Raw genomic sequence first — 22,610 nt, forward strand, 5'->3', positions numbered from 1 at the left:
GTTGTGGCGGCACCACCGCGCGGCAGAGCCCCTCGCCCTCTGCCACGCCCGCCCTCAGCCCGCAGACGCGGGCCATAGCAAAAACCCTTTACAGGATCAGTGCCAGGCTGGCATCCAGGTGTTCGGACGGCAGGCGCTTGAAGCCCGAGCGAGCATAGCGCTGCAGCCGCCCCAGCGCAAAGGCCGTGAGCACGCTGGCCGCCACCTGCGCATCCACCGTGGGCGTGGCCGACGCCGCCGTAGCAGGGCGCAGGCACTGGCGCAGCGTGGATTCGATGCGGTCAAAGAACTGGTTCATGCGCTGCTGCAGGCGCTCATGCTCGAACACCAGGGCATCGCCCACCATCACCCGCACCATGCCGGGGTTGCGTTCGCCAAACTGCAACAGCAACGCCACGATGCGCGCCGCCTGGCGCGCACCGACCTCCGGCGCCTGATCGGGGTCGGGCACGTCGCGGCCCGTGATCTGCGCCACGAGGGTGAACACGGTCTGCTCGATGAAGTCGATCAGCCCCTCGAACATCTGCGCCTTGCTCGCAAAGTGCCGATACAGCGCGGCCTCGCTCACCGACAGGCGCGCAGCCAGCGCGGCGGTGGTGATGCGCTCGGCGCCCGGCTGCTCCAGCATCGCAGCCAGGGCTTGCAGAATCTGCACGCGGCGCTCACCCGGCTTGGGTCGCTTGCGCGCGGCGGGGGCATCTCCGGAGTCATCGGTAGATACAGGCTCGGGCTGGGGCGAGAGTTCGGACATGCGGGACAGGGGCTCCGGTAAGGCCTTGCCCCCTCCCATGCCAGCAGGGCATGCGCAAGGGTGCGGCAAGGCAGGAAGAATCGTCGCGGCTGGTGCGGTCACCGGCGGTGCAGGCAGGCCACCAGCGCCGGGGGTGCGCTGTCGCCGCACCTGTTTGCACAAGTCAATCGTGTATGGAAATGATTCTCGCACAGCCCTTTGGGACCCGTTCGCTGCGCCTTGCCAGCACCGGCTACAAAGGGAACACCACCGTCACCAGCAGCCCACGCCCCTGCGGACCCGCGCCCAGCGTGAGCGCGGCTCGGTGCACGCGGGCGATCTCGTCGGCAATGGCCAGGCCCAGGCCCGTGCCTTCACCACCAGCCCCCGGCACGCGATAGAACCGCTGCAGCACCCGGGTGCGCTCGGCCTCGGGCACGCCGGGACCATCGTCTTCGACCTCGACATAGGCACGCGGGGGGCCGCTGCGGCCCTGGCGCAGTCCACAGCGGATGGTGACAACCCCGCCGGGCGGCGTGTACTTGATAGCGTTGTCCACCAGATTGGACAGCAGCTCGCGCAGAAGCCAGCCATGGCCGGTCACATGCACCAACTGCACATCCAGCCCCAGGTCCAACCCCTTGCCAGTGGCGGCGTCCAGAAAATTCTCCAGCAGGGACTCGCACAGGTCCTTCAGATCCACCCGCTGCGGCGGCTGGGCATCCAGGCTGCGCGCATCGGCGCGGGACAACGCCAGCAGCTGGTGCGCCAGCTGCGAGGTGCGGCGCGTGGCGTTGCGCAGCTTCTCGATCTGATCAACTCCTAAAACAATAGCACCCTGCGTACGATCCTCGCGCGCAAACGGCATTTTTCGATCAAAGTCCGGGAACGAAACCTGGGGGGGAGCCGCCGCTTTGGCCATCATGGCCCAGGCTTCGACCTGCGCTTGCAGCCCCGCCAGCGGCGTACGCAGCTGGTGGGCCGCATCGGCCACAAAACGGCGCTGCCCCTCGGCCTGCGCATTGACCAGAGCGAACAGGCGGTTGAGCGAATGCACCAGCGGGCGCACCTCGTCGGGCGAGGCGGCTTCATCGATGGGGCTCAGGTCGCGCGGCGAGCGGCGCTCCACCGCCTCGGCCAGGCCCACCAGGGGTTTGAACGCCTGCCGCACCGCCCAGTGGATGGCAAACCCTGCCGCCAGCAGCAGCACCAGGTTGGGCAGCAGCACCCGCAGCAGCAATTGCTGGGCCCATTTCTGGCGCGGGTCGGAGCCGTCAGCCAGCGCCACCACCAGCTCGCCCGCGCCCGTGCGGCCGCGCTGCACAGCCACCCGGTAGGTCACGCCGCCAAACTCCACGCTGTGGAACTCGGGGGCCAGCGTGGAGGGCACCGCCCCATGCACCCAGTCGTCCCCCAGCAACAGCCGCCCCGACGTGTCGCGCACGCTATAGGCAGAAAACCCAGCGTTCTGGCGCAGGAAATCTTCAATGGGTGGCGCCAGCAGCAACAAGGGGGAGGCGTTGTCGCGGATAGGCGGCGCGAGCACCGAGTCGGCCAGCGCGGGCAACAGGCGCACCAGGCGCTGGTCATGCTGGACGGCTGCTTCATCGGCCGAACGGTAGTCCAGCCACACCCCCACCAGCGCCAGCACACACAGTGGCAGCACCAGCATCAGCAGCAGCCGGGTCCGCAGGTCGGACGTCATGGCACGCAAACCGGGCCGCTTGGTAGAGGAGTTCCGAAGCAGCATGGCGGGCGGTCAAGAAAAAGAAAGAAGCCGGGGCAGTCGCCCCATCAGGGATTCTGGAGTTCCAGCCGGTAGCCAAACCCACGGATCGACCGCAGCGCCACTCCATGGGGCTCCAGCTTGCCGCGCAGGCGGGAGACATAGACCTCGACCGCGTTGGGCGTGATCTCCTTGTCCCAGCCGGTCAGCGCCTGCAAGAGCTTGTCTTTGCTGGCGGGCTTGGGGGCATTGATGAGAAGGTATTCGAGCACCGTCCACTCGCGCGGCCCCAGCTCGATCACCTGCTCGCCCGCATCGCTGCGGATGCTGGCGCGGCGGCCAGCCGTGTCCAGCTCCAGCGGGCCAAAGCTCAGCACCGCCGTGGTGGCCGCCTGCGAGCGGCGCAGCAAGGCCCGCAGGCGCGCCAACAGCTCGGGCAGCTCAAAGGGCTTGACCATGTAGTCGTCTGCCCCCAGGTCCAGCCCCTGAACGCGGTCATGCAACGCGTCACGTGCCGTGAGGATCAGCACCGGCATGGCCGGGCTGGCCATGTCCGGGCGCCGCAAACGGCGCGTCAGCTCCAGCCCATCCATGGCCGGCAAGCCGATGTCGATGATCGCCGCATCGAACGACTCGGTGCGCAGCACCTCCTCGGCGCGCTCACCGCTGCCCACCCAATCCACGGCATAGCCCGCGTCGGTCAGCCCCAGCTTGATACCGCTGGCCACCATCACATCATCTTCGACCAGGAGCAAACGCATGGCGGGCCGCAGGAATATCGGAAATCAGTGCGACCGGATCATCGTGCCGTAGGCCTGCTCGGTCAGGATCTCCAGCAGCATGGCATGTGGCACCCGGCCATCAATGATGTGCACCGCGTTGACGCCCGCCTTGGCTGCGTCGAGCGCCCCGGCGATCTTGGGCAGCATGCCGCCGGAAATCGTGCCATCGGCGAACAACTCGTCAATGCGGCGGGCGGTCAGGTCGGTCAGCAGGTTGCCCGCCTTGTCCAAGACACCCGGTGTGTTGGTCAGCAGCACCAGCTTTTCAGCCTTGAGCACCTCGGCCAGTTTGCTGGCCACCACATCGGCATTGATGTTGTAGCTCTCGTTGTTTTCGCCGAAGCCAATGGGGCTGATCACAGGGATAAAGGCATCGTCCTGCAGTGCCTTGACCACGCTGGGGTCGATGGAAACGATATCGCCCACCTGGCCCACGTCGTGCTCGATGGCCGGGTTCTTGTTGTCCACCATCTTGAGCTTCTGCGCGCGGATCATGCCGCCATCGCGGCCCGTGAGGCCCACGGCCTTGCCGCCCGCCTGATTGATCAGGCCCACGATGTCCTGTTGCACTTCGCCAGCCAGCACCCATTCGACCACTTCCATGGTCTCGGCATCCGTCACGCGCATGCCCTGGATGAATTCGCCCTTCTTGCCCAGGCGGTTCAGGGCCGTCTCGATCTGCGGGCCACCGCCATGCACCACCACCGGATTCATGCCCACCAGCTTGAGCAGCACCACGTCTTCGGCAAAGTCTGCCTGAAGGGCCGGGTCGGTCATGGCGTTGCCGCCGTACTTGATCACCATGGTCTTGCCATGGAACTTGCGGATATACGGCAGCGCCTGGGCCAGAATTTCAGCCTTGTCGCGCGGGGCAATCGAAAGAAGGTCGGTCATGGGGGCGTGCCATCCGGAAGAAGAAAAAAGTAAGGCTTAAATTGTGCCCCAAGAATCTGAGAAGACTCACGGAGTCGGCCTGATGCCATACAGGACTCCCGGTCCACTTTTCCCCAGCAACACAAGTTGCGAAGAGTATTGCGCCTCATCGAAAGGAAACTTGCCGGAATGGATCAAGACCAGGCGAACGCCTAGATCCTGCATGATCCTCTGAGTCTCCAGTGGCGGACGCATCCGGCACGCCGAGCTGCAGTCTGCAATACGCGGAAAAGCAGCCCGCCCAAACCAGTCGCCAATGAGTTGCCCTCTGTAGTAAAAAAATGCGTTTTCATAGCCCATGTTGAGAACGCGCTCCCCGTACTGTGGAGCGAGTTCTTCAGCCCTGTGCAGCAGCGCTATTTCAGCAAACCCCTCGCGTTGCGCCGAAAGAGGGGCGCGCTTATGCCACTGAATCAACGACGAGTACGCGAGATAGCCAGCACAGGCAAGTGCAAGCATCCAAAAACACCGCACTAACATGTCAGTCGGCTCATGCCCCACAGTTGATGAAGTAGCCAACAACGCCAGCCCCCTCACCAGCGCCATGCACAGCAGCGCCGCAAGCGGCAAGACGGGAACAAGATATCTATCTACTTGGCTAATCCAAAACCAGAACAAAACATTGGCCCACACTACAAAACCGACAACAAACCAGAAGCGTCGATTACCCCTTATCAGCAACAATGGCAAACCGAAAGCGGCGTAGAGATAAGGTACATGGGCATGCCAGATGCCAGGCAAAAAGTTCACCCATTGCTTGGACAAACCATGCGTAGCTTGCTCTGCCATCTGCAACACAAGATCCTGCTCAGTCCACAAGTAGTAACCAAATATCGAGGCCCCAGCAGGATGAATGGGATCACCGGTCATCCAGTAGCTACGGGCATACCAAAACACCGCCACCATCCCGCACGGCACACCGAAAGCCAACACGTTACCCACAGCCCGTTTCCCCGAACCCCATATCAAGGACACTATCAATACAGCGGATACCGAGCCCCCCGCCACTACCAGCCCATGAAATTTAATGCCCCCTGCGAAACCGGCACACAGTCCAGCCAGCACCAACAAAGCACGATGCTCTCGCGCGCTTGGCCATGCCCAAATAGCGACGCCCAAAACAGCAGCCATGCAGAACAACGCCAACCCCGCATCTACATAGGCAAACCCCAGCGAATGCCCCAAGGCGGGCGTACAGATGTACAAAGCCCAAGCGAATACCCCCCATGCGGAGTGACCGAAAATCCACCGGGAAGCACCCATCAACCCTAGGAGAGTCACAGCCACAGGCCATGTCGCCAGCCACTGCGCCAGCCACGTGTCCACCAGCAATCCTCCAGCGAACAACAAGTGCATAAAAGCGGGAAAATATGGAAACCGCAGCCACTCATTGGCTACCAGCGACTGATGCTCAACAATCGCGCGGGCCAGTGGTAAATGGTAGGACGTGTCGTCCCATGCCCCCGGGAAGCGCCATGAAACCGCTACCGACAGCAGTACTGCACACGCTAAAGCGCACCACTCAGGGAGTGTTACCAATGCGTGGTCACTTGCGCCCACCGTCTTGATCGCAGACCCGCGATATCGCAAAACAGCAGCAATGCCAACGCTTCCGCCCCCCGCCATGGCAATCCCTGGCCAATGGAACAAGCCACAGACCGCCAACAACAACAGGAGCAACATGGCCCCGCCCATGCCCAGCACTTGCTGGAAAAACAACGCCAACAACCCCGTTGGTATCTGGCCGTAGCTTTGAGTCAAACAGCGGGTATCGCTCCGAGCCCCCCTCCAGAGCATTTGCCACAAACTCCAGCCAAGTGCTTGAAAGACGCCGATCCAAACCAGCGCCGCAAAGCCGGACCAGACAGGTGAGACACCAAACAATATCAACCCTGAATCCACCCAGGCACCTTAAAGCGCACGATGGCCAAATAAGCGACAACGTAAGAGACCACAAACAATACAGTAAATACAATAAGAAGCACGGTGTTCTGCCATGCCAGCACCGCTGGCACCACCGTCAGCATCGTGAAGGCCCACAGATAAGGCGATGTGCGATTGTTACGACTCAGCATGCGCCGAGATATATCGTCATCAAACACACCACGCACAATGCGCCGGTAAATTAGCTGGTGAAAATGCAATGCATCCGCCACACCAGGGGAAACCCCGCGCACCAGTTTTCTATAGATAGAAAACACCGTCTCCCACACAGGATAGATAAGCAGAAGAACGGGAAACCATGGCGAAACGGCTGGATTGCGCTGCACCAGGGAAATACTGGCGATCGCAATCACCACCCCCCATACGTACGCCCCGCCATCACCGGCAAAAAGCAAGCCGCGAGGATAGTTCCACACCAAGAAGCCCATCGTGGCGCCCGCTGTGGCAGCAACCAGCACCGCCAAGCTACGGTCCCCCACCTGCAATGCCACATGAACCAACGCCAGGCAAACTGCCAGCGCTACAGCACCTGCAAGGCCGTTGTAGCCATCGATGATATTGAAAGCATGAGGCAGCCCTGTCACAGCCAACAACGCTATACCACAGCCAAACCAAGGCACTGACGCCATCCAGCCATCCAGCCAATACAAATCCAACCGCGGTACGTTCAGGCCCAAAAGCGTCAACGCCAAAACCCCCGTCAATCCCGTGAGTGCCAGACGCCAACGCACAGCCAGACGCTGCGTTGCGTCCTCTGCCATGCCGCCCAAAACCGCAGGCATCAAAGCCGCCATCCAAAGCCCCACCCAAGGCCCCAAGCGCAAAGAAGCAGGATCTCCAAAAAACATGGACTGGGCTACCCCCATGCCCCAGCCGATCGCTACTCCCGTCAGCAGAGCCAATCCGCCAAGACGGGGAACATGCCCAGCATGAAACCGTTGGGGCATGTGATGGCCATAGGTGCGCGTGTGGGCATGCCCCCAGCGGACAACGGCACCAGCAACGAGCGCCGAAATCAAAAAGGCTACGAGAGAAATCAAAATCATGGCACGCCGATCCTATCGGCCTGCGCCAGCCGATATGTAAGGGTTCTTCAACACGGCGCGGCGTCAACCTGCCAAGCAAAGCCCTCTATTGTGGCAGGAACCGAGCGTCCAAGCCCCCGTGGCTAAAGCCAGAAAAAGCGCCGTCATAATCCTTGCATGACCCAAAGCAATGAAGAACTGCACTTTTATCTTCGGCAAATTCGGCCGGACGAGCAAACTTCGCTATCGGTTTTGGCCTCTTTGGTACCCGTGGAGGGCAAGGTACTTGATCTTGGCTGCGGAAGCGGCGCGCTGGGCCAGTACCTTAGCACTGAGCGCGGCTGCACCTGTGACGGCGTGACACTCAGCCGCGCAGAGGCCGAACATGCACACCCTCATTACCGCAAGGTCGAGGTGGCAGATCTGGAAGCAGTCAACCTGCCTCAGCTTTTCGCGGGCCATCAATATGACGCCATTGTTTGCGCCGACGTTCTAGAGCATTTGCGCAACCCCGAGCGAATTCTTCAAGCATGCCGCACCCTGCTCTCACCTAAGGGGCGGCTACTGATTTCAGTGCCCAATGCCGCCTATGCTGGCCTGACGCTGGATCTGATGCATGGCGAGTTCCGCTACCGCGCAGAAGGCTTGTTGGACAAGACCCACCTACGCTTCTTCACGCGACGCTCCCTGTATCGCTTTTTTCAAGAGAACGGCTGGTCGATCGACACACTTCAGGCGATTCGACGCGAGCTATGGGACTCAGAATTTGAGCAAACACCAGACAGCCTGCCCCCCGCCGTCACCCGCTATTTGTTATCGCTGCCCGATGCATTGAGCTACCAATTTATTGGAGTTGTGCGCCCTGCTGCCAGCGCCGAGATTGCGCAGCGCCCAAGTGACGAGCAAGCCCCACATGACAAGCATGCGACATTCACAGCACAGATGTACTGGGGCGAAAACGGCCAATACGACGAAGCGCGCAAGCGTGTTGTTAGCGGTCGTATTGGCATGCCGCGCCAAACGCTGCGTTTTGAACTACCAGCCCATGCAAGCAGCAACCCGAGCCTGCGGCTTGACCCCGCCGACCGCCCCGGCTTCCTGCATCTGCACAGCCTGCATCTACGGCAGGCTGATGGAACAGTTTGCTGGCAGTGGAGAGCAGACGAATCTCATGCCTTACCGCTCAATGACCAAGCTCACCACCAGATTAGCTGGGCTCCCCCTCTTGCCACAGCACCGGGTACCTCGCTGCTTCTACTCACAGGCAATGACCCCTGGTTTACCCCCCCCATTCCAACCCAAGTGCTGGCGCAGTGCCTGCAAACGCCAGGCTGCGCCCTGGAAATGGAAATCGGCTGGCCCATGTCAGCCGACTATCTAGCACTCGCCCATCGCACCCACGAACTGCAAACGCAGTCAGCGCATGCGGAACATGCGTTGGCCCAATTGCAGCACGCGCACCGACAAGTCTCCCTGGAACTGGCCCAGCTCGCACATTTGGCTCCTCTGTCCAACGAACACGCCCAGTTACAGCAGTTGCACCATCAACTCAATCTTCAGATGGAGCAAGTGCAAGCGCACGTGCGCGGATTAGAAAATTCTCGCGTTTTTCGCATCACCCGGCCCATCGCGCGACTCAAACACAAGGCAATCCGCCTGCTCAAGGGCAACACCGAGCCTGCCCCGCAGCCGATCCAACTGCCAGAGGTCACCCCAGACCCCAGCCCGAGCATTCCGACTCCTGCGCCAGAAACTCCTTCCCCGGATACCCCGGCTGCAGCACCCTCAACACCCCCCACCATCGCCCCGCCAGCGGCGATCGTAGACATCATCATCCCGGTATACCGAGGAATGGCCGACACCCAGCGCTGCCTCGGGTCCGTACTGCACAGCACGCTCAGAACCCCTGCGCGCATCATCATCATCAACGACGCCAGCCCAGACACTGAGCTGACCCAATGGCTGCGCGACCAAGCCCAGTGCGAGCCCCGCATCACGCTGCTGGAAAACTCCACTAACCTGGGTTTTGTGCAAACCGTCAACCGTGGCATGGCTCTGGCGCCTGACCACGATGTTCTGTTGCTCAACAGCGATACGGAAGTCGCTGGCAACTGGCTCGACCGCCTGCGCGAAGCCGTCTACCGCCAGCCAGACATCGGCACAGCCACCCCCCTGTCCAACAACGCGACCATCTGCAGCTACCCGCGCTTCTGCGAAAAAAATGCACTACCGCCAGGCCACGATACCGCGTCGATGGACGCGCTGTGCGCAGCCACCCACGCCAGCATTGGCGTAGACATTCCGACAGCTGTTGGCTTTTGCATGTACATCCGCCGCGACTGCCTGGCACAGACAGGGCCTTTTGACGCGCAGCGCTTCGGTGCAGGCTACGGGGAAGAAAACGATTTTTGCATCCGCGCCACACGCCACGGATGGCGCCACGTACTGGCCATGGACACCTACGTGCGCCACGTGGGCGGGGTTAGCTTTGGCGCATCCAAAAGCCCACGGGAAGCCGCAGCACAGGCCATCCTGCATCAACTGCACCCCACCTACGAGGCCACTATCCAGGCCCACGTGGCCGCAGACCCCGCACGCCCTTACCGCGAAGCGCTCGATGTTGCACGGCTGAAAAACAGTACCCTGCCACGCATTCTGGCCGTGCTCCATGGCATTGGCGGCGGCACCCGCCGGCATGTGCACGAACTATCCACGCACTTTGAGGGCCGTGCCATATGCCTCACGCTGACCCCCTTGGCCGATCACCGCGTTAGGCTCGAATGGGACGATGCAAAGGAATCCTTTGCACTCGACTATCACGGGCTGCAACAGGCAGATGAACTGGTCGAGCTGCTACGTCAAATTGGCATTGACCAGATTCACTACCATCACCTCCTGGGCGTCAATCCCGACCTGATGCGGCTACCGGAGCAACTCGGCGTAACCTACGACTTCACAGCACACGACTACTACAACGCCTGCCCACAAATTGCCCTCGTAGACCCAGCACAGTCGTACTGCGGCGAACAAGGCATCGAGCAATGCATCAATTGCCTGCAAGGCCGCCCCGCCCCCACAGGCGAAACCATCCAGGACTGGCGCCTGCGCCACAGGATATTTCTGAACGGTGCCCGCACGGTGCTTGCCCCCAGCCGCGATGCCGCACAACGCCTGGAAGGCTACTTTCCCACGGCCAATGTGCGCCACGCACCACACCTTGACATCACCCCGCGCACCCCTCTGCCCAGCCCGGCGCCACGCAGCCTGCATCCATCCAGCAACTTGCGCGTCTTTGTGGTCGGTGCCATCAATCAGATCAAGGGCGCCAACACCCTGGAAGCCGCCGCACAAGAGGCAGCACGCATTCAAGCACCCATTGAATTCCATCTACTGGGGTACGCCCACCGCCCCCTGCAACTGCAGCCCCATGCCAGCCTGAGTGTGCACGGCGCCTACGACGACGCTGACCTGCCTCACCTGCTAAGGCGCCTACAGCCTGACCTGATCTGGTTTCCCGCCCGCTGGCCCGAGACCTACAGCTACACACTAAGCGCTTGCCTCCAGTCAGGCGCACCCGTCATCGCTACCAACCTCGGAGCCTTCCCAGAGCGGCTCGCAGGTCGCGCGTGGAGCTGGATTCGACCTTGGGACACCGCGCCCGGGGATTGGCTGTCGTTCATGCTTGAGCTGCGCCAGCAGCACTATGTGCAGGGCATTCCACCCACACCTGCTCCGGGCATGCACATTCAGACCGCCGACGATCACCTGCCCGCCTGGTCATACGACACGGACTACCTCACCAACGCGCCGTCGGCACCCGTCCAACCCTAGTTCGCGCCTGGCTTTGGACACCAGAGCCCCCGCCTACGCCTTCCTACTTTCGACAGATACCGTGACTCAACCATTCCAAGACCTCCGTCGCAAGCTGCGCCTGCTGGCACACAGCCTGCGCCACTTGCTCAAAGACAGAGCCAATTTTCGACACAACATGCACAAGCTGCTGGCCGCATGGCGCGCCCACGGCATGCGGGGCCTGAAAGGCGCGCTGCTGGCATCACTGAGCGAAGGGCCACCAGCAACTGGCTGGCAACAACACCGCGAGAATTTTGCCGCTGCAGCCCGCCCCAGCATCGAGAGCGCCATCGCCGCCATGCAAAAGCCTGCGCGCATCGGCATTCTGGTGCCCACCTACAACACACCCGAGCCCATGCTGCACGACATGCTGCGCTCAGTGCAGGCCCAGTGGTATCCCCATTGGGAGTTGTGCATTGCCGACGACGCATCCACGGCCCCGCATGTGCGCCGCATTCTGCAGGACTATGCGCGCAAGGACAGCCGGATCAAGCTCCACCTGGGTGAGACCAATCGCGGCGTTTCACATGCCACCAACCTGGCACTGGCAATGAGCACCACCCCGTTTGTCGTGCTCCTGGACCACGACGACCTGCTGGAGCCGCAGGCATTGTTCCGCGTCGCCGAATCGGTACACGAGGACGACCCCGACATGACTTATTCGGACGAAGTGCTCGTTTCGCCCGATGGCGCAACCGTACTGCAATACGTTCTGCGCCCCACCTTTTCGCCGGAGTACTTGCGCGAGCACCCCTACATCGTGCACCTGGTGGGCTTTCGCACACAACTCTTGCGTGAACTGGGGGGGCTGGACGAATCGCTCTCCATCTCGCAGGACTACGACCTCATCCTGAGGGCATCCGAGCGCGCGCGCACCATTGTTCACATTCCGGAAATCCTGTACCAATGGCGCACACACACCGCGTCTGCAGGCCACAGCAAGGCCGCCGAGGTCATGAACATCTCTGCCGGGGTGCTTCAACGCCACCTGGACCGCACCGGGCAGGCGGGCACGATAGAGCCCGGCATGTCATTCAACTTCTTCTCGCCGCGCTACCCCCTGCAGCCCAACCACCGGGTGGCCATCATCATCCCCACCAAGAACCATGGCGAGCTGGTGCGCCAATGCCTGGAAAGCCTGCACGCCACCATTAGCCAGTCGGTGGCCTACGACATCGTGCTGATTGACCACGAATCCGACGACCCAGCTTCAGTTGCTTACTTCGCCACGCTGGCGCCGCAGGCCGCCGTGCTGCGCTATGCCGGCCCTTTCAACTTCTCTGCCATTAACAACTGGGCTGTGCGCCAGCTGCAAAATAGCTATACCCACTACCTATTCTGTAACAACGACATCGAAGCCATCGAACCCGGCTGGCTGGAACGCATGCTGGCCCTGGCGCAACAGTCCGGCGTGGGCATGGTGGGCGCACAGCTGCTCTACCCCGACCGCACCACCATCCAGCACGCAGGGGTGTGCGTAGGCGCGTTCGGCATTGCCGAGCACTACGGCAAGTTCCTGCGCCTGCCCCCCGACCGCGTGGACATCGCCCACCAGGGCCGCCTCATCACCACCCACGAGGTGGCCGCCGTTACAGCCGCCTGCCTGCTCATGCGGCGCGAAGCCTTTGACGCGATTGGCGGCTACGATGAAACCCTGGCCGTAGGCTTTGGGGACGTGGACCTGTGTTTGCGCACCCTGGAAAGCGGCTGGCGCATACTCTATTGCCCACAGGCCACCTTGCTGCACCACGAATCGCTCACCCGTGGCAAGGCAGAAGGCTACGACCCCCACCCCGAAGACTCGGCAAAATTCCTGTCGCGCTGGCAGGCTTGGCTGGACGTCGGTGACCCTTACTTCCACCCCGCCTACGAAATCAGGCACACCTGCTGGCTACCGCGCAACCCCTTGCCCGCCTCCGCAGCGATCCAGCGGCGTGTGCACACCCCAAGCCCCACCATCCGGTAACAACGCCCGTTATCCCGAACAATCCATGGTTGGGGCGGCACCAGCCGAAGCAGGGGCACTTCCACCCCAAAGCCATTCGGCAGTCAAACGCGAACGGGCTCAATAGCCCCCACCCGGGGGCACCGCGCAAGTTGGGCAAAGCGCACCACAACGCAGCTGCCTCGTGTGCGAAATGCCACACTCCTGCCATCAATCGATACAACTTGCGCATAAGGCCTTGCCCTGCGGCGCCAAAAGAATAAACTGCCCGCGACCCGCCCAAATGCTTGGGCCAAGACACCCGACGAAGGTTGGCTTGGCGCAGGCATGAAAGAAAGCGTTGTTTTTTTCAAACAAGGTTTTTTTTACAAGGGAGTACGGGCGCTGTAGCCCCAAAGGGCTGTGCTACCATCAACTAGCGTAATCAATCTTGGTAGTTGCGCTTTCAACTTTTAACTGGAGTTCATACATGAGAAAGAACGTTCTCGCCCTGAGCATTGCTGCCCTGATTGGTGGCGCTGCATCCGCAGGTGTGGTCATCCCTACCGCTGCTGGCGCTGGCGATGCTGTTGCTAATCCCGCTGGCGGCGTCTATCCGCTCGCCACGGCGCTGAACCCCACCGTTACTGGCGTGGGTCACATCCTGACCGTGCCTTACTTCACTACGCAAGGCACCAACAAGACACTGTTGAACCTGGTCAACACCGACAACGTGAACGGCAAGGCTGTGAAGCTGCGCTACCGCGGCGCTCAGAACTCTGACGACGTGTTTGACATCACCATCTACCTGTCGCCTGGCGACGTGTGGACGGCTGAAGTGGCTGCGGCCGAAGACGGCTCTGGCATTTCCCGTCTGGTGACCAGCGACACGTCGTGCACGCTGCCCTACAAGCAAGACATCAAGGACCTGGGCGGCAAGTTCAAGACCGACCGCGTGCGCGACGCTGACAAGGCTCAAACGCGCGAAGGCTACATCGAAATCCTGAACACGGCCGACGTGCCTCCAACGCTGGCAACTGCAACCGGCGCACTGGGCGCAACTGCCAACCCACTGTTCGCAGCAGTCAAGCACGCCACCTCCGGCGCGACCTCTGGCACGCCTACCTGCGCAACCGCTGTGCTGGACCTGCAAGAGAACGATCTGGACACGACTGCAGCAGCCAATGCCAACACGTGGTTCACCCGTGGTTACAACTACCCCACTGGCGGCCTGTTCGCTAACTGGACCGTTGTGAACGTGGCAGGTTTTGCTTCGTTCTCTGGCACCGCTACCGCTGTGCGCGCTGAGAACGCCGCTGGCGCCAATGGCGTCGGCAACATCGTCTGGTTCCCACAAACCAGCGCTGCACAAGCCAACGGTGCCAACGCAACCGTCGCTACAACCCTGTCGGCAGATCCCCTGCTGCTGGGCGGCGCTGTTCTGTCGGCTAAGTACGACTACCCAGATCTGTCCACGCCTTACACTGGTGCTGTGACTGCATCCGCACAGGCCACGAACCTGACGGCTGCCCTGGCTACGGCTGCGGTGTCTAACGAGTTCATCACCGGCAACGGCTTCTCGACCGACTGGATTCTGTCGCAACCTACCCGCCGCTACCACGTTGCTGTGAACTACGCAGCTGCTGCTGCCAGCCGTCTGGTGTTCCGCGACCTCGCTGCAGGTACTACCAGCCTGACCTTGGGCACGGACCACTACGCTCCTGTCAACACGAAGCTCAACACTGCCAACGACATCGCTGGTACGCCAGCCGCTACGGTGGCATGCGTGGTGCCAGGCAGCCTGCGCGGCTACAACCGTGAAGAGCTGACCAAGACCACGTTCGTGATCTCGCCAGCATCGGCCCTGACGCTGTGCGGCGAAGTGAGCGTGCTGTCCTTCAACAACACCGGCGATTCCGTGGTGGGTGGCGTGCTGACGCGCTCCAACCTGAGCACGGGCACCGGCATGGCTGAAGGCTGGATGCGTGTGAACACCCCTGGTGCTGTTGCTGCCGGTCTGCCAATCATCGGCTACTCGGCATCCAAGGTTACCGGTGCCAACCTGGGCGGCGCCTGGGCACACCGCACGGTTCGCTAATCTTCGGGTTAGTTAGCTTTGCATAAAAAGGCGGGGAACTTTCCCCGCCTTTTTTCTTTCAGTGCTACAGCTTTACTCTTGTTCTTTGTTTTCACGATGATGAAGTTTTCCACTGCCCAAATCCTGCGTTCTGCTTTGTTGTGTGCCAGCACCCTGAGTGCGGCCGCTGTTGGTCATGCCACTGAAGCCAATCCCGTTTTGCTCCAAGGGGCCGGTATTGTCATCACACAAGAGCAGGTACAAGCCGATCTGCGCGCCCTGTTGCCCAACCTCCGCGCACAATTGTTGGCCGACCCAGAGCAAATGAAGCAGTGGTTGGATACCGTCTACCTCCGCAAGGCCCTGGCTGCCGAGGCAGAGCGCCAAAAAGTGGCCGACCAGCCCGAAGTAAAGCGCCAAATACAGCAGAACCGCGAAACCATCCTGGCCAACGCCCGACTCCTCAATCTTGAGGAAGCCGCTGTCAGCCGAGCCGAGTTGCTGGAGGCCCAAGCCCGTACCGAATACCGAGGTGATAAGGACCGCTTTAACAGCCCCGCGCAAACCCTGGCCAGCCATATCCTCGTCAAGGGCAGCGACGACGCTGCCAAGACCAAGGCACAAGAACTTTTGGCCGAACTCAAAGCAGGCGCGCGGTTTGAAGAACTGGCCCGCAAACATTCGGGCGACCCGGGCAGCGCCCTGCGCGGAGGGAGCCTGGATTGGTTTCCGGCCGGCCGCATGGTGCCGGAGTTCGACGAGGCCCTCAAGCACCTGCAGCAGCCGGGTGATCTGAGCCCGGTGGTCAAAACCCAGTTCGGCTACCACATCATTCGCCTGGATGGCCGTCGCCCCGCCGTGGCCAAGTCGTATGAGGAAGTGCGTGACGAACTCGTGGCCTCTATCGCCACCAAACAACGCAATAAGACACGCGAGGCGGAACTGGATCGTCTGCGGAGTCTGGCACAAGGCAACCCCACTGCGCTAGACGCCTTCGTTGCCCGCGAAAAGCAGGCCGAAGCCGCGCAGTCCAAGGTTGCCGCCCCCACTGCGCCCCCCACAACCACCAAGTGAATTGCTTATGCGGGCTGGCTGCAGCGCACCAGCCCCCTCAAAGCCAGCCAGGGTTTTGTTTGCCCCCTTCCGCATGCCTATTCTGATCCAGCAAGCAGCCGCACTGTGGCGTGCGCGCGCTTTGTGCTGGGTGTTGACGCAGCGCGAAATAGCGGCCCGCTATGCAGGCACCGCGCTGGGCGCGGTCTGGGCCTACGCGCAGCCGCTGCTCACGGTGGCGGCCTACTACCTGGTGTTTGACGTTGTGTTTGCCATTCGCATGGGGGCTGGCGCCGCTACCCATGCCGCTGGCACTTACCTCATTGCTGGTATGTTGCCGTGGATGGCGTTTGCCGATGCACTTTCACGCGGCATGGCCAGCCTGCTGGAATCCGGCCCCGTGCTGCAAAAAAATGCGTTACCACCGATGCTGTTCCCGGCCAGGGCCATAGCCGCCAGCAGCATGGTCTTCGGCCCTTTATTGCTGCTGTTGCTATTGGCCTATGCCCCCCTCCACAACTTTGCACCTGCTGCGCTAGCCTTCCCTGTGCTAATGCTGTTACAGGTTTTGTTGTGTGTGTTGTGGGGTGCCACGCTGGCCATCTTGGCGGCTGCACTGCGCGACACCATGCAGTTCGTGGGATTTGCGCTTTCTCTGGGGGTTTTCTTGTCCCCCGTGTTGTTTCCTGCCAGCCAGTTCCCCGAGGGCTGGGCGTGGGTGCTGTGGCTCAACCCCATGACAGCCTGGGTGAGTGGCTATCAGTCGATCTTGCTTCAGGGCACATGGCCCGCATTGTCCGTTTGGGTTGGCATCGCTGCCTGGTTGGCGCTGGGGGCATTGCTGCTGAATTTGCTGCTGCGCCGCAGCCTGGATCAATTAACGGATTGGCTGTAGATGCTGCTGCCTTCGGCTTCGCACAATGATTTCGCTGCCGCCCGCTCGACGACGCTGAAAGTCAACGATTTGGGCAAGGAATACCGGGTATTCCAATCCCCTCAGCAACGGCTGTGGGCCTTGCTCAGCAACCGCCGCAATTTCACAAGCCATTGGGCTTTGCGTGGTGTTTCGCTGGAACTCAAGCGGGGGGAATGCCTGGGGCTGATCGGTGACAACGGCGCGGGAAAAAGCTCCTTGCTCAAGCTGTTGGCCGGAACAATGCAGCCATCTGAAGGCTACATCCAGCGCAAGGGCCGGGTCACGGCGATTTTGGAGTTGGGCGCAGGCTTTCACCCTGATTTCACAGGGCGCGAGAACCTGTACTTCGGCGGTAGCTTGATTGGCATCACGACGCAGCAAATGCATCGGCTGGAGTCGGAGATCATTGCCTTTTCCGAGCTGCAGGAAGCCATCGATCGCCCGATCAAGACTTATTCGTCTGGCATGGTGGTGCGCCTCGCTTTTGCTTTGGTGACTGCCATCGAGCCCAGTTTGCTCATCATCGATGAAGCCCTGGCCGTAGGCGACCAGCACTTCCAAAAGAAATGCGTCGAGCGCATTGAAGCCTTCCGCAACAACGGTTGCACCATTCTCTTTTGCTCGCACAGCCTCTACCACGTACAACGCCTGTGCGACACCGCACTGTGGCTGCACGAAGGCCAACCTCGCGCGCTGGGACCTGCGCCGGAGGTGATTGCCTCTTACGAAGCGCATGTGCGAGCCCGGCAACAGACGCCGACCGAGGTGCCACAGAGCCCTGCAGATGCCATTGACGCGGCTGCAGCCGTGTTGACGCCCCCTCAGAGCAAAGCGCAGCCAGCCCATGCGCACATCGAGTCGGTGGACCTGCCAGATGTGGTGGTGCAGCCGGATGCCTCGTGCGGCCGACTGGCTTCTCCTCACCTGCGTATCACGGTGCGGGCACATGCACCGGTAGGCGAGCGCCCCAACATTGGTGTCATGTTGGAACAGGCGGGCGGCGGTGTTGGTATCACCACGGCAGGCACGCATGTGGACGGCGCCAGCGCGATACAGGACGAGAGTGGCGCCTGGGTAGCCACTGTTACTTTCACCGACCTGCCGTTGCACACGGGCCAGTACAGCGTGAGCGCATACCTCTTTGATGCCATGGGGCTGGTGGTCTATGACGAGTGGAAGGATTGCGCCAGGTTTCAACATGTGTTTACGCAGTCAACGCCTGGTCTGCTGCACCTGCCGCACGTGTGGAGCTGACGCTGATGCGCTCGACCTTGCATCAACGGCTGCGCACCGAACTGCGCGATTTGATCGAACTCGTGCTAGTCCCCGGGTTGGCGGCCATCCTTCCCTGGCGCTGGTGTTTCTGGCTTTTCAAGCATCTGGCGCGCGTTCAGTGGCTTTACCGGGGCGCTTGCCTGCAGGCTCTGGCCCAAGCCCAAAGGCTAGGGCAGGTGTCACCGGGTGACGAAGCACGCTGGCTAGCAACACGCCGCCTGGTCACACTGGTGGATCATGCCGACCATTACCTGGCGGTAACCCGCTCCAACACCTTCATGCAGCGTCACATGGACGTGCAGGGGCAATGGCCCGACCCCGCCCGGGCGGGCGTGTGTGTCACGTTCCACTGGGGGGCTGGCATGTGGGCTTTACGACATGTCGGCGCCCAGGGTTTACAGGCCCATGCCTTGGTGGCCGCGATGGAAGGAACCCCGTTCGCGGGGCGGTCTGTGCTGCGGCGCTATGCCGTGGCACGCACCCGCAGCGTTGGCCAGGCACTGGGCCGTGCACCGCTGGTGGTGTCGGGTAGCCTGCGCCCCGTGGTGCAGGCACTCAGGCGCCATGAGCAGGTGTTCGCTGCGGTGGATGTGCCGGCCGATCAGGTGGACGCCAGTGCGTTGGTAACCCTGCGTGGCATGCCGGTGCGCGTGCCCAAGGGTCTGCTGCGGCTGGCAGTGGACATGCAAGTACCTGTGACCGTGTATGTGACTGGGTTCGACACACAAACGGGCAGACGGTTGCTGAAAATCGTCCAACTGGCATTGCCTGCACCAGGAAGCGATGCACAGGAGCTGGCACAAATGGTCTTTCAGCATCTGGATGACTCGCTAGCGCACAACAACGCGTTCTGGCATTTCTGGGGCGAGGCACCGCGTTTCTTTAACGGGCAGTGAGCCGTTTTTCTAGAGCAGCCAGTGCGCAGCAGTCTCACCCCTCTGCTCGGCGTGCAATAGCCGATAGGTCGCATTCGAGCGGGCCGGCAACCGAAGACAACACAGCACCTGACGGCCCCGGCTGCAGTCGCCACTCCAGGTCGTAGAAGATCGACCCCAAGTATTTGTGCTGGCGGGATTTCACCGCCGGGTGCGAGGCCTCACCGCCCGCGAGTTGCAGACGCCAATCAACGGCCTGCATCACTGGGTGCTCTTTCAGACAGCGCAGTGCAACACGCAGCAGCACGGCGTTGTCGTGAGGAGGAACGTCAATTACCAGCCCCTCTTCAAGGCGCGCAGGCGCGTAGGTCATGTAGTTGACTCGATGGTCGGTTCGCATCGCGATCACGGCTTGACCACCAAGGCCGATGCGCACTGGATCCACCGCGTAGATTGCACTGCCACCCACCCTTTGCAGCGGTTGCAGGCTCGCAGTGAATTCAAAATCTGCACGGTCATCATCGTGTGCAAAAAAGTAACCTGGGGCAGCCTTCGCACTGCTCTCCTCACAAGCGACTTCGAACGCCCGAAGATTCATGTCTTGCAACACCATGGTGCGCATCCCTGCCACTTGCCTGCTGCAGATGCCGTGGGAAACAAGGGCATCACGGACTTCGCGGAGGTATCTGTAGGTGTAGGCGGGTACCTTGTATTCCGCGAGCGCCCACGCTCGGGGGAAGAATGCACGAGACAGGCTCAGATCGTAATTCCCTTTGTTGGCAAATTGCACGTAAAGCACTAGGTGCCCCGCTACTGCAAGCACCGCCACGCCCGCGCCCACACCCAGAGACATGCGCGGCGACAGTTTTGCGCGCTCACTCCAGCGCCCCCAGCCCATGGCCGCCAGTACGGCCAGCCACGGATATATGACGTACAAATGCCAAAAGGAGCCCTGTGCCAACACTGCCATGGCGGCGACAAACCAGAGGATGGCGGACAGCAGAACCCAGCGAAATGTGAGGCTGGCAATTGCTGTGCCGCACCCCAGAATACCGCCCACCAGCATTGCGAGAAGATGAACGCCCGTCAGCTGGGCCAGACCGGGTATGGCCGGCTGTATGCCTCTGACGATGCCGTAGGGCATCAGCAATGCGTCTCTCCACTTGCCAGTATCCGACAGGCGGGTGAGCACTTCTCCGAAGCTTGTACGCTCAACGGCTGCCCCCTGGGGCTGGAGAGAGACCCATTGAGCAACGGCATCAGAGTGGACAGCCCACAATGCTGTGAGGCCGATGATGCCCGCCACGGTGAGCAAGGTCACTTTGTCAGTTAGCACCTTGCGGTGCACGGCCACGTACATCCCCAGCCCCAACAAAAGAGGGGCGGCAGAGGGATGCACTTGCAGGAGGACGAACACCACACAAGGAAGGGCCAACCATGCCGTGTTGCGTGACTCGATAGCCCGTACGAACAATGCAAGCCACACATTGCTCAATGTCATCGCCAAGGCAGGGTTCCAAGCGCTATGGGCATGGACCGAGGCAAAAACTGGGAACGCAAAAACAACGTACGCCAATCCGTAGCGGGGGCCAAAACTTCGGGACATCTCTCGCCAAAGGAAGCCAGCGGAGAGAATAAAAAGTAGCGCGAAGAAAATAAATACAGCACCTTCGCTGTCATGGATCCACAGCGGCAGGGCGAGCAGGTAGTAGAAGGCCGGTGGCAAACGGACTTGCTCACCAAACATCGGCGGACTGTCTACAGGCCAGATATGGCTGCGCACCAAATTACGGGCAACTTCCATGTCGCGGATCTGGTCTGCTCCATGAAGCGTGACATCGTAAAAGAACAACAGAATGCCCGCTAACAACACCATGATGACCAAAGCCATCACATCGAAGAGACGATCGCGGTCTACGGGGATAGGGGGTTGCAAATGCCTGGTCACCCGAGCGAGTCCAATCGAAAGTGTTATCAAGATTGCCGATGCGAAAACAGCGGGCATCCTGAATCTGGGATTACGCGAAGAAAATGAAAATCTGCTTGACTCAAAGCCGAAACGCCGCGCGCGCCATGGCTATTGCGAGGATTTGCAACGCAGCATGATTGGGGTTCTCGGCATCTCTATGAAACGAATTTCCAACCCCGCTCACTAGAAGCTTTTGGGCTCGCTCGGCGGCCCTGCATTTCTTCTGATCAGCAGTATCGGCCAGGGAGCCAACAGGGCCCAACTGCGCGTGCTGCTAAGGCCTACGATACCTGTTTCGGGATAGTCATCTCGTGCTGGAATCTGGCGCGTACTGAATACGTGGTCCCACAACTGGGTGAAGACTCCAAAGTTGGTGTCATAGTGCCGCTCTTCAATGGAGTGGTGCAACCGATGGTACGCGGGCGTAATCACCAAGCGCTCCAGCATTCCAAATCGGAAAGAGACATTCCAGTGCATGAATATCCCATTGAGCACAATGAAGCCGAGAACCCACACAGGTGCGCCATGTGCGCCACCCATCAAGATAATCAATGGCACAGTCACTATAAAGTAGCGAAAGCCTTCTTCAAGCCAATGATGGCGCCCCACACTGCTTGCAGAGACGTTGACGTCTGAGTGGTGGACCATGTGGTAACGCCAAAGCCATGGAACCTGGTGCTGCGCTCTGTGCAACCAGTAATACAGAAAATCGAAACAAGCGAGGTAAAGCAGCCACAGAGCGACTTGCTTGACCGACGTATCAGCCCATTGCCGCAATCTCAGGATGTCGGGTGGCACCTGCGCATCAAGGGTTGGCAGTACGTAACTAAGCACGGTGCCACCAAGGGCCAAACCGAGCGGGATATAGACGCTATTAGCGATAACGGTAGGCCAATGCAGCCTTTTGCCAGGCCTCAAGACCTCCACCGCGATAGCCCCAACCAACACTGGCCACCAAGGAACAAGGCCCGCAAGCACTGCGCGCAGATGGCCCCAAAGGTTTAAGAAGAAGTCCATCACACGCAAATATGCCGTTTCCGCCTGCTAGGCCTGCATTGAATGCTATAAAATATATAGCATTCATGCCTGATTCAGTTCAGTTGTACTTGTGAAACCACCACTGGCCATTTTCCAGCACCCACGTTTCCCACATGGTGGATGGCAGAGGTTTGGTACCAAAACCGGGTGCCACCACTTGAACCCCCACAGTGACCGATACCAAGCAGCGGTCGCTATCAGGGCATTTCACTTGGTCAACCTTGGGCTCAACCCAAGATGCACCGCTGCCAAAGCTTTTGCTGTAAGAGTCTGCATCATTGAGCGCCCTGTAGGACGGTGTGAGGTAGGCGTAAGCTTTGGTGAACTCGCGCGCTTGCATCAGATTGACACGCTCTTGCGCACGCTTTTGAACCGTGGCTTCTGGCGTAGCCGGGGTGATAGCGGCGCAGCCCGCAAGGACTGCCACTGCAGTCAGTGCTCCAACAGATGCAAGGGATTTGATGAAATGACTTTTCATGGCTTTGATAAAT

General features: G+C 60.8%; 17 protein-coding genes. 8 read left to right on the forward strand and 9 right to left on the reverse strand.

What is annotated here, in order from left to right:
* Positions 1-88: 88 nt before the first annotated feature.
* The 6 genes from slmA to AvAM_RS10655 form a co-directional block, all read right to left on the reverse strand.
* Positions 89-751 (reverse strand): nucleoid occlusion factor SlmA, encoded by a 663-nt coding sequence (gene slmA / locus AvAM_RS10630; protein ID WP_137747019.1) that lies wholly within the window; start codon positions 749-751, stop codon positions 89-91.
* Between the two features lie 232 nt (positions 752-983).
* Complete coding sequence (locus tag AvAM_RS10635; protein ID WP_137747100.1) at positions 984-2,435, reverse strand: sensor histidine kinase; 1,452 nt, start codon at positions 2,433-2,435, stop codon at positions 984-986.
* A gap of 89 nt (positions 2,436-2,524) precedes the next feature.
* Positions 2,525-3,217, reverse strand: coding sequence for a response regulator transcription factor (locus AvAM_RS10640; RefSeq protein ID WP_063459990.1), 693 nt, complete (start codon positions 3,215-3,217; stop codon positions 2,525-2,527).
* A 24-nt stretch (positions 3,218-3,241) separates the two neighbouring features.
* A complete protein-coding gene (gene argB, locus AvAM_RS10645) occupies positions 3,242-4,132 on the reverse strand; it encodes an acetylglutamate kinase (RefSeq protein ID WP_094288851.1) in 891 nt (296 codons plus the stop codon).
* Positions 4,133-4,198: 66 nt separating this feature from the next.
* Positions 4,199-6,073: a hypothetical protein gene (locus AvAM_RS10650; protein ID WP_137747020.1), complete on the reverse strand. Its 1,875-nt coding sequence runs from the start codon at positions 6,071-6,073 to the stop codon at positions 4,199-4,201.
* Positions 6,058-7,161: a glycosyltransferase family 4 protein gene (locus tag AvAM_RS10655; RefSeq protein ID WP_137747021.1), complete on the reverse strand. Its 1,104-nt coding sequence runs from the start codon at positions 7,159-7,161 to the stop codon at positions 6,058-6,060. The genes AvAM_RS10650 and AvAM_RS10655 overlap by 16 nt, the downstream gene beginning before the upstream one ends.
* Positions 7,162-7,317: 156 nt before the next feature.
* Here AvAM_RS10655 and AvAM_RS10660 point away from each other — a divergent pair, with 156 nt between their 5' ends.
* The 7 genes from AvAM_RS10660 to AvAM_RS10690 all read left to right on the forward strand — a co-directional run bounded on the left by AvAM_RS10660 (position 7,318) and on the right by AvAM_RS10690 (position 19,133).
* Entirely contained in the window at positions 7,318-10,971 is a 3,654-nt protein-coding gene (locus AvAM_RS10660) for a methyltransferase domain-containing protein (RefSeq protein ID WP_137747022.1), read from the forward strand.
* 157 nt (positions 10,972-11,128) lie between these two features.
* A complete protein-coding gene (locus AvAM_RS10665) occupies positions 11,129-12,958 on the forward strand; it encodes a glycosyltransferase (RefSeq protein ID WP_171012189.1) in 1,830 nt (609 codons plus the stop codon).
* A 448-nt stretch (positions 12,959-13,406) separates the two neighbouring features.
* Entirely contained in the window at positions 13,407-15,014 is a 1,608-nt protein-coding gene (locus tag AvAM_RS10670; RefSeq protein WP_137747024.1) for a cell surface protein, read from the forward strand.
* Positions 15,015-15,092: 78 nt separating this feature from the next.
* Positions 15,093-16,067, forward strand: coding sequence for a peptidylprolyl isomerase (locus AvAM_RS10675; protein WP_137747025.1), 975 nt, complete (start codon positions 15,093-15,095; stop codon positions 16,065-16,067).
* A 73-nt stretch (positions 16,068-16,140) separates the two neighbouring features.
* On the forward strand, positions 16,141-16,941 hold the full coding sequence (locus AvAM_RS10680) for an ABC transporter permease (protein ID WP_137747026.1): 801 nt from the start codon (positions 16,141-16,143) through the stop codon (positions 16,939-16,941).
* Positions 16,942-18,216, forward strand: a complete 1,275-nt coding sequence (locus tag AvAM_RS10685) for an ABC transporter ATP-binding protein (protein WP_137747027.1) — start codon at positions 16,942-16,944, stop codon at positions 18,214-18,216.
* Entirely contained in the window at positions 18,207-19,133 is a 927-nt protein-coding gene (locus AvAM_RS10690) for a hypothetical protein (RefSeq protein ID WP_249368042.1), read from the forward strand. Before AvAM_RS10685 ends, AvAM_RS10690 begins: the two co-directional genes overlap by 10 nt.
* Positions 19,134-19,167: 34 nt before the next feature.
* Here AvAM_RS10690 and AvAM_RS10695 read toward each other — a convergent pair whose 3' ends face one another.
* Entirely contained in the window at positions 19,168-21,003 is a 1,836-nt protein-coding gene (locus AvAM_RS10695; protein ID WP_137747028.1) for a glycosyltransferase family 39 protein, read from the reverse strand.
* Here AvAM_RS10695 and AvAM_RS10700 point away from each other — a divergent pair.
* Positions 20,990-21,268, forward strand: coding sequence for a hypothetical protein (locus tag AvAM_RS10700; RefSeq protein WP_137747029.1), 279 nt, complete (start codon positions 20,990-20,992; stop codon positions 21,266-21,268). The genes AvAM_RS10695 and AvAM_RS10700 overlap by 14 nt on opposite strands.
* Here the strand turns inward: AvAM_RS10700 and AvAM_RS10705 are convergent.
* Together AvAM_RS10705 and AvAM_RS10710 are read right to left on the reverse strand one after the other, a co-directional pair.
* Positions 21,265-22,098 (reverse strand): sterol desaturase family protein, encoded by an 834-nt coding sequence (locus AvAM_RS10705; protein ID WP_137747030.1) that lies wholly within the window; start codon positions 22,096-22,098, stop codon positions 21,265-21,267. The genes AvAM_RS10700 and AvAM_RS10705 overlap by 4 nt on opposite strands.
* Positions 22,099-22,177: 79 nt before the next feature.
* Positions 22,178-22,597: a hypothetical protein gene (locus AvAM_RS10710; RefSeq protein WP_137747031.1), complete on the reverse strand. Its 420-nt coding sequence runs from the start codon at positions 22,595-22,597 to the stop codon at positions 22,178-22,180.
* Positions 22,598-22,610 lie beyond the last annotated feature (13 nt).

It is taken from the genome of Acidovorax sp. NB1 (assembly GCF_005405905.1).
In the GTDB taxonomy this organism is placed as follows: Bacteria; Pseudomonadota; Gammaproteobacteria; order Burkholderiales; family Burkholderiaceae_C; genus Acidovorax.

Bases quoted from the DNA above. Each gene is read 5' to 3' on its own strand.
- slmA (WP_137747019.1), bottom strand. From the start codon at position 751: ATGTCCGAACTCTCGCCCCAGCCCGAGCCTGTATCTACCGATGACTCC.
- AvAM_RS10635 (WP_137747100.1), bottom strand. From the start codon at position 2,435: ATGACGTCCGACCTGCGGACCCGGCTGCTGCTGATGCTGGTGCTGCCA.
- AvAM_RS10640 (WP_063459990.1), bottom strand. From the start codon at position 3,217: ATGCGTTTGCTCCTGGTCGAAGATGATGTGATGGTGGCCAGCGGTATC.
- argB (WP_094288851.1), bottom strand. From the start codon at position 4,132: ATGACCGACCTTCTTTCGATTGCCCCGCGCGACAAGGCTGAAATTCTG.
- AvAM_RS10655 (WP_137747021.1), bottom strand. From the start codon at position 7,161: ATGATTTTGATTTCTCTCGTAGCCTTTTTGATTTCGGCGCTCGTTGCT.
- AvAM_RS10660 (WP_137747022.1), top strand. From the start codon at position 7,318: ATGACCCAAAGCAATGAAGAACTGCACTTTTATCTTCGGCAAATTCGG.
- AvAM_RS10665 (WP_171012189.1), top strand. From the start codon at position 11,129: ATGCACAAGCTGCTGGCCGCATGGCGCGCCCACGGCATGCGGGGCCTG.
- AvAM_RS10670 (WP_137747024.1), top strand. From the start codon at position 13,407: ATGAGAAAGAACGTTCTCGCCCTGAGCATTGCTGCCCTGATTGGTGGC.
- AvAM_RS10680 (WP_137747026.1), top strand. From the start codon at position 16,141: ATGCCTATTCTGATCCAGCAAGCAGCCGCACTGTGGCGTGCGCGCGCT.
- AvAM_RS10685 (WP_137747027.1), top strand. From the start codon at position 16,942: ATGCTGCTGCCTTCGGCTTCGCACAATGATTTCGCTGCCGCCCGCTCG.
- AvAM_RS10700 (WP_137747029.1), top strand. From the start codon at position 20,990: ATGACCAAAGCCATCACATCGAAGAGACGATCGCGGTCTACGGGGATA.
- AvAM_RS10695 (WP_137747028.1), bottom strand. From the start codon at position 21,003: ATGGCTTTGGTCATCATGGTGTTGTTAGCGGGCATTCTGTTGTTCTTT.
- AvAM_RS10705 (WP_137747030.1), bottom strand. From the start codon at position 22,098: ATGGACTTCTTCTTAAACCTTTGGGGCCATCTGCGCGCAGTGCTTGCG.
- AvAM_RS10710 (WP_137747031.1), bottom strand. From the start codon at position 22,597: ATGAAAAGTCATTTCATCAAATCCCTTGCATCTGTTGGAGCACTGACT.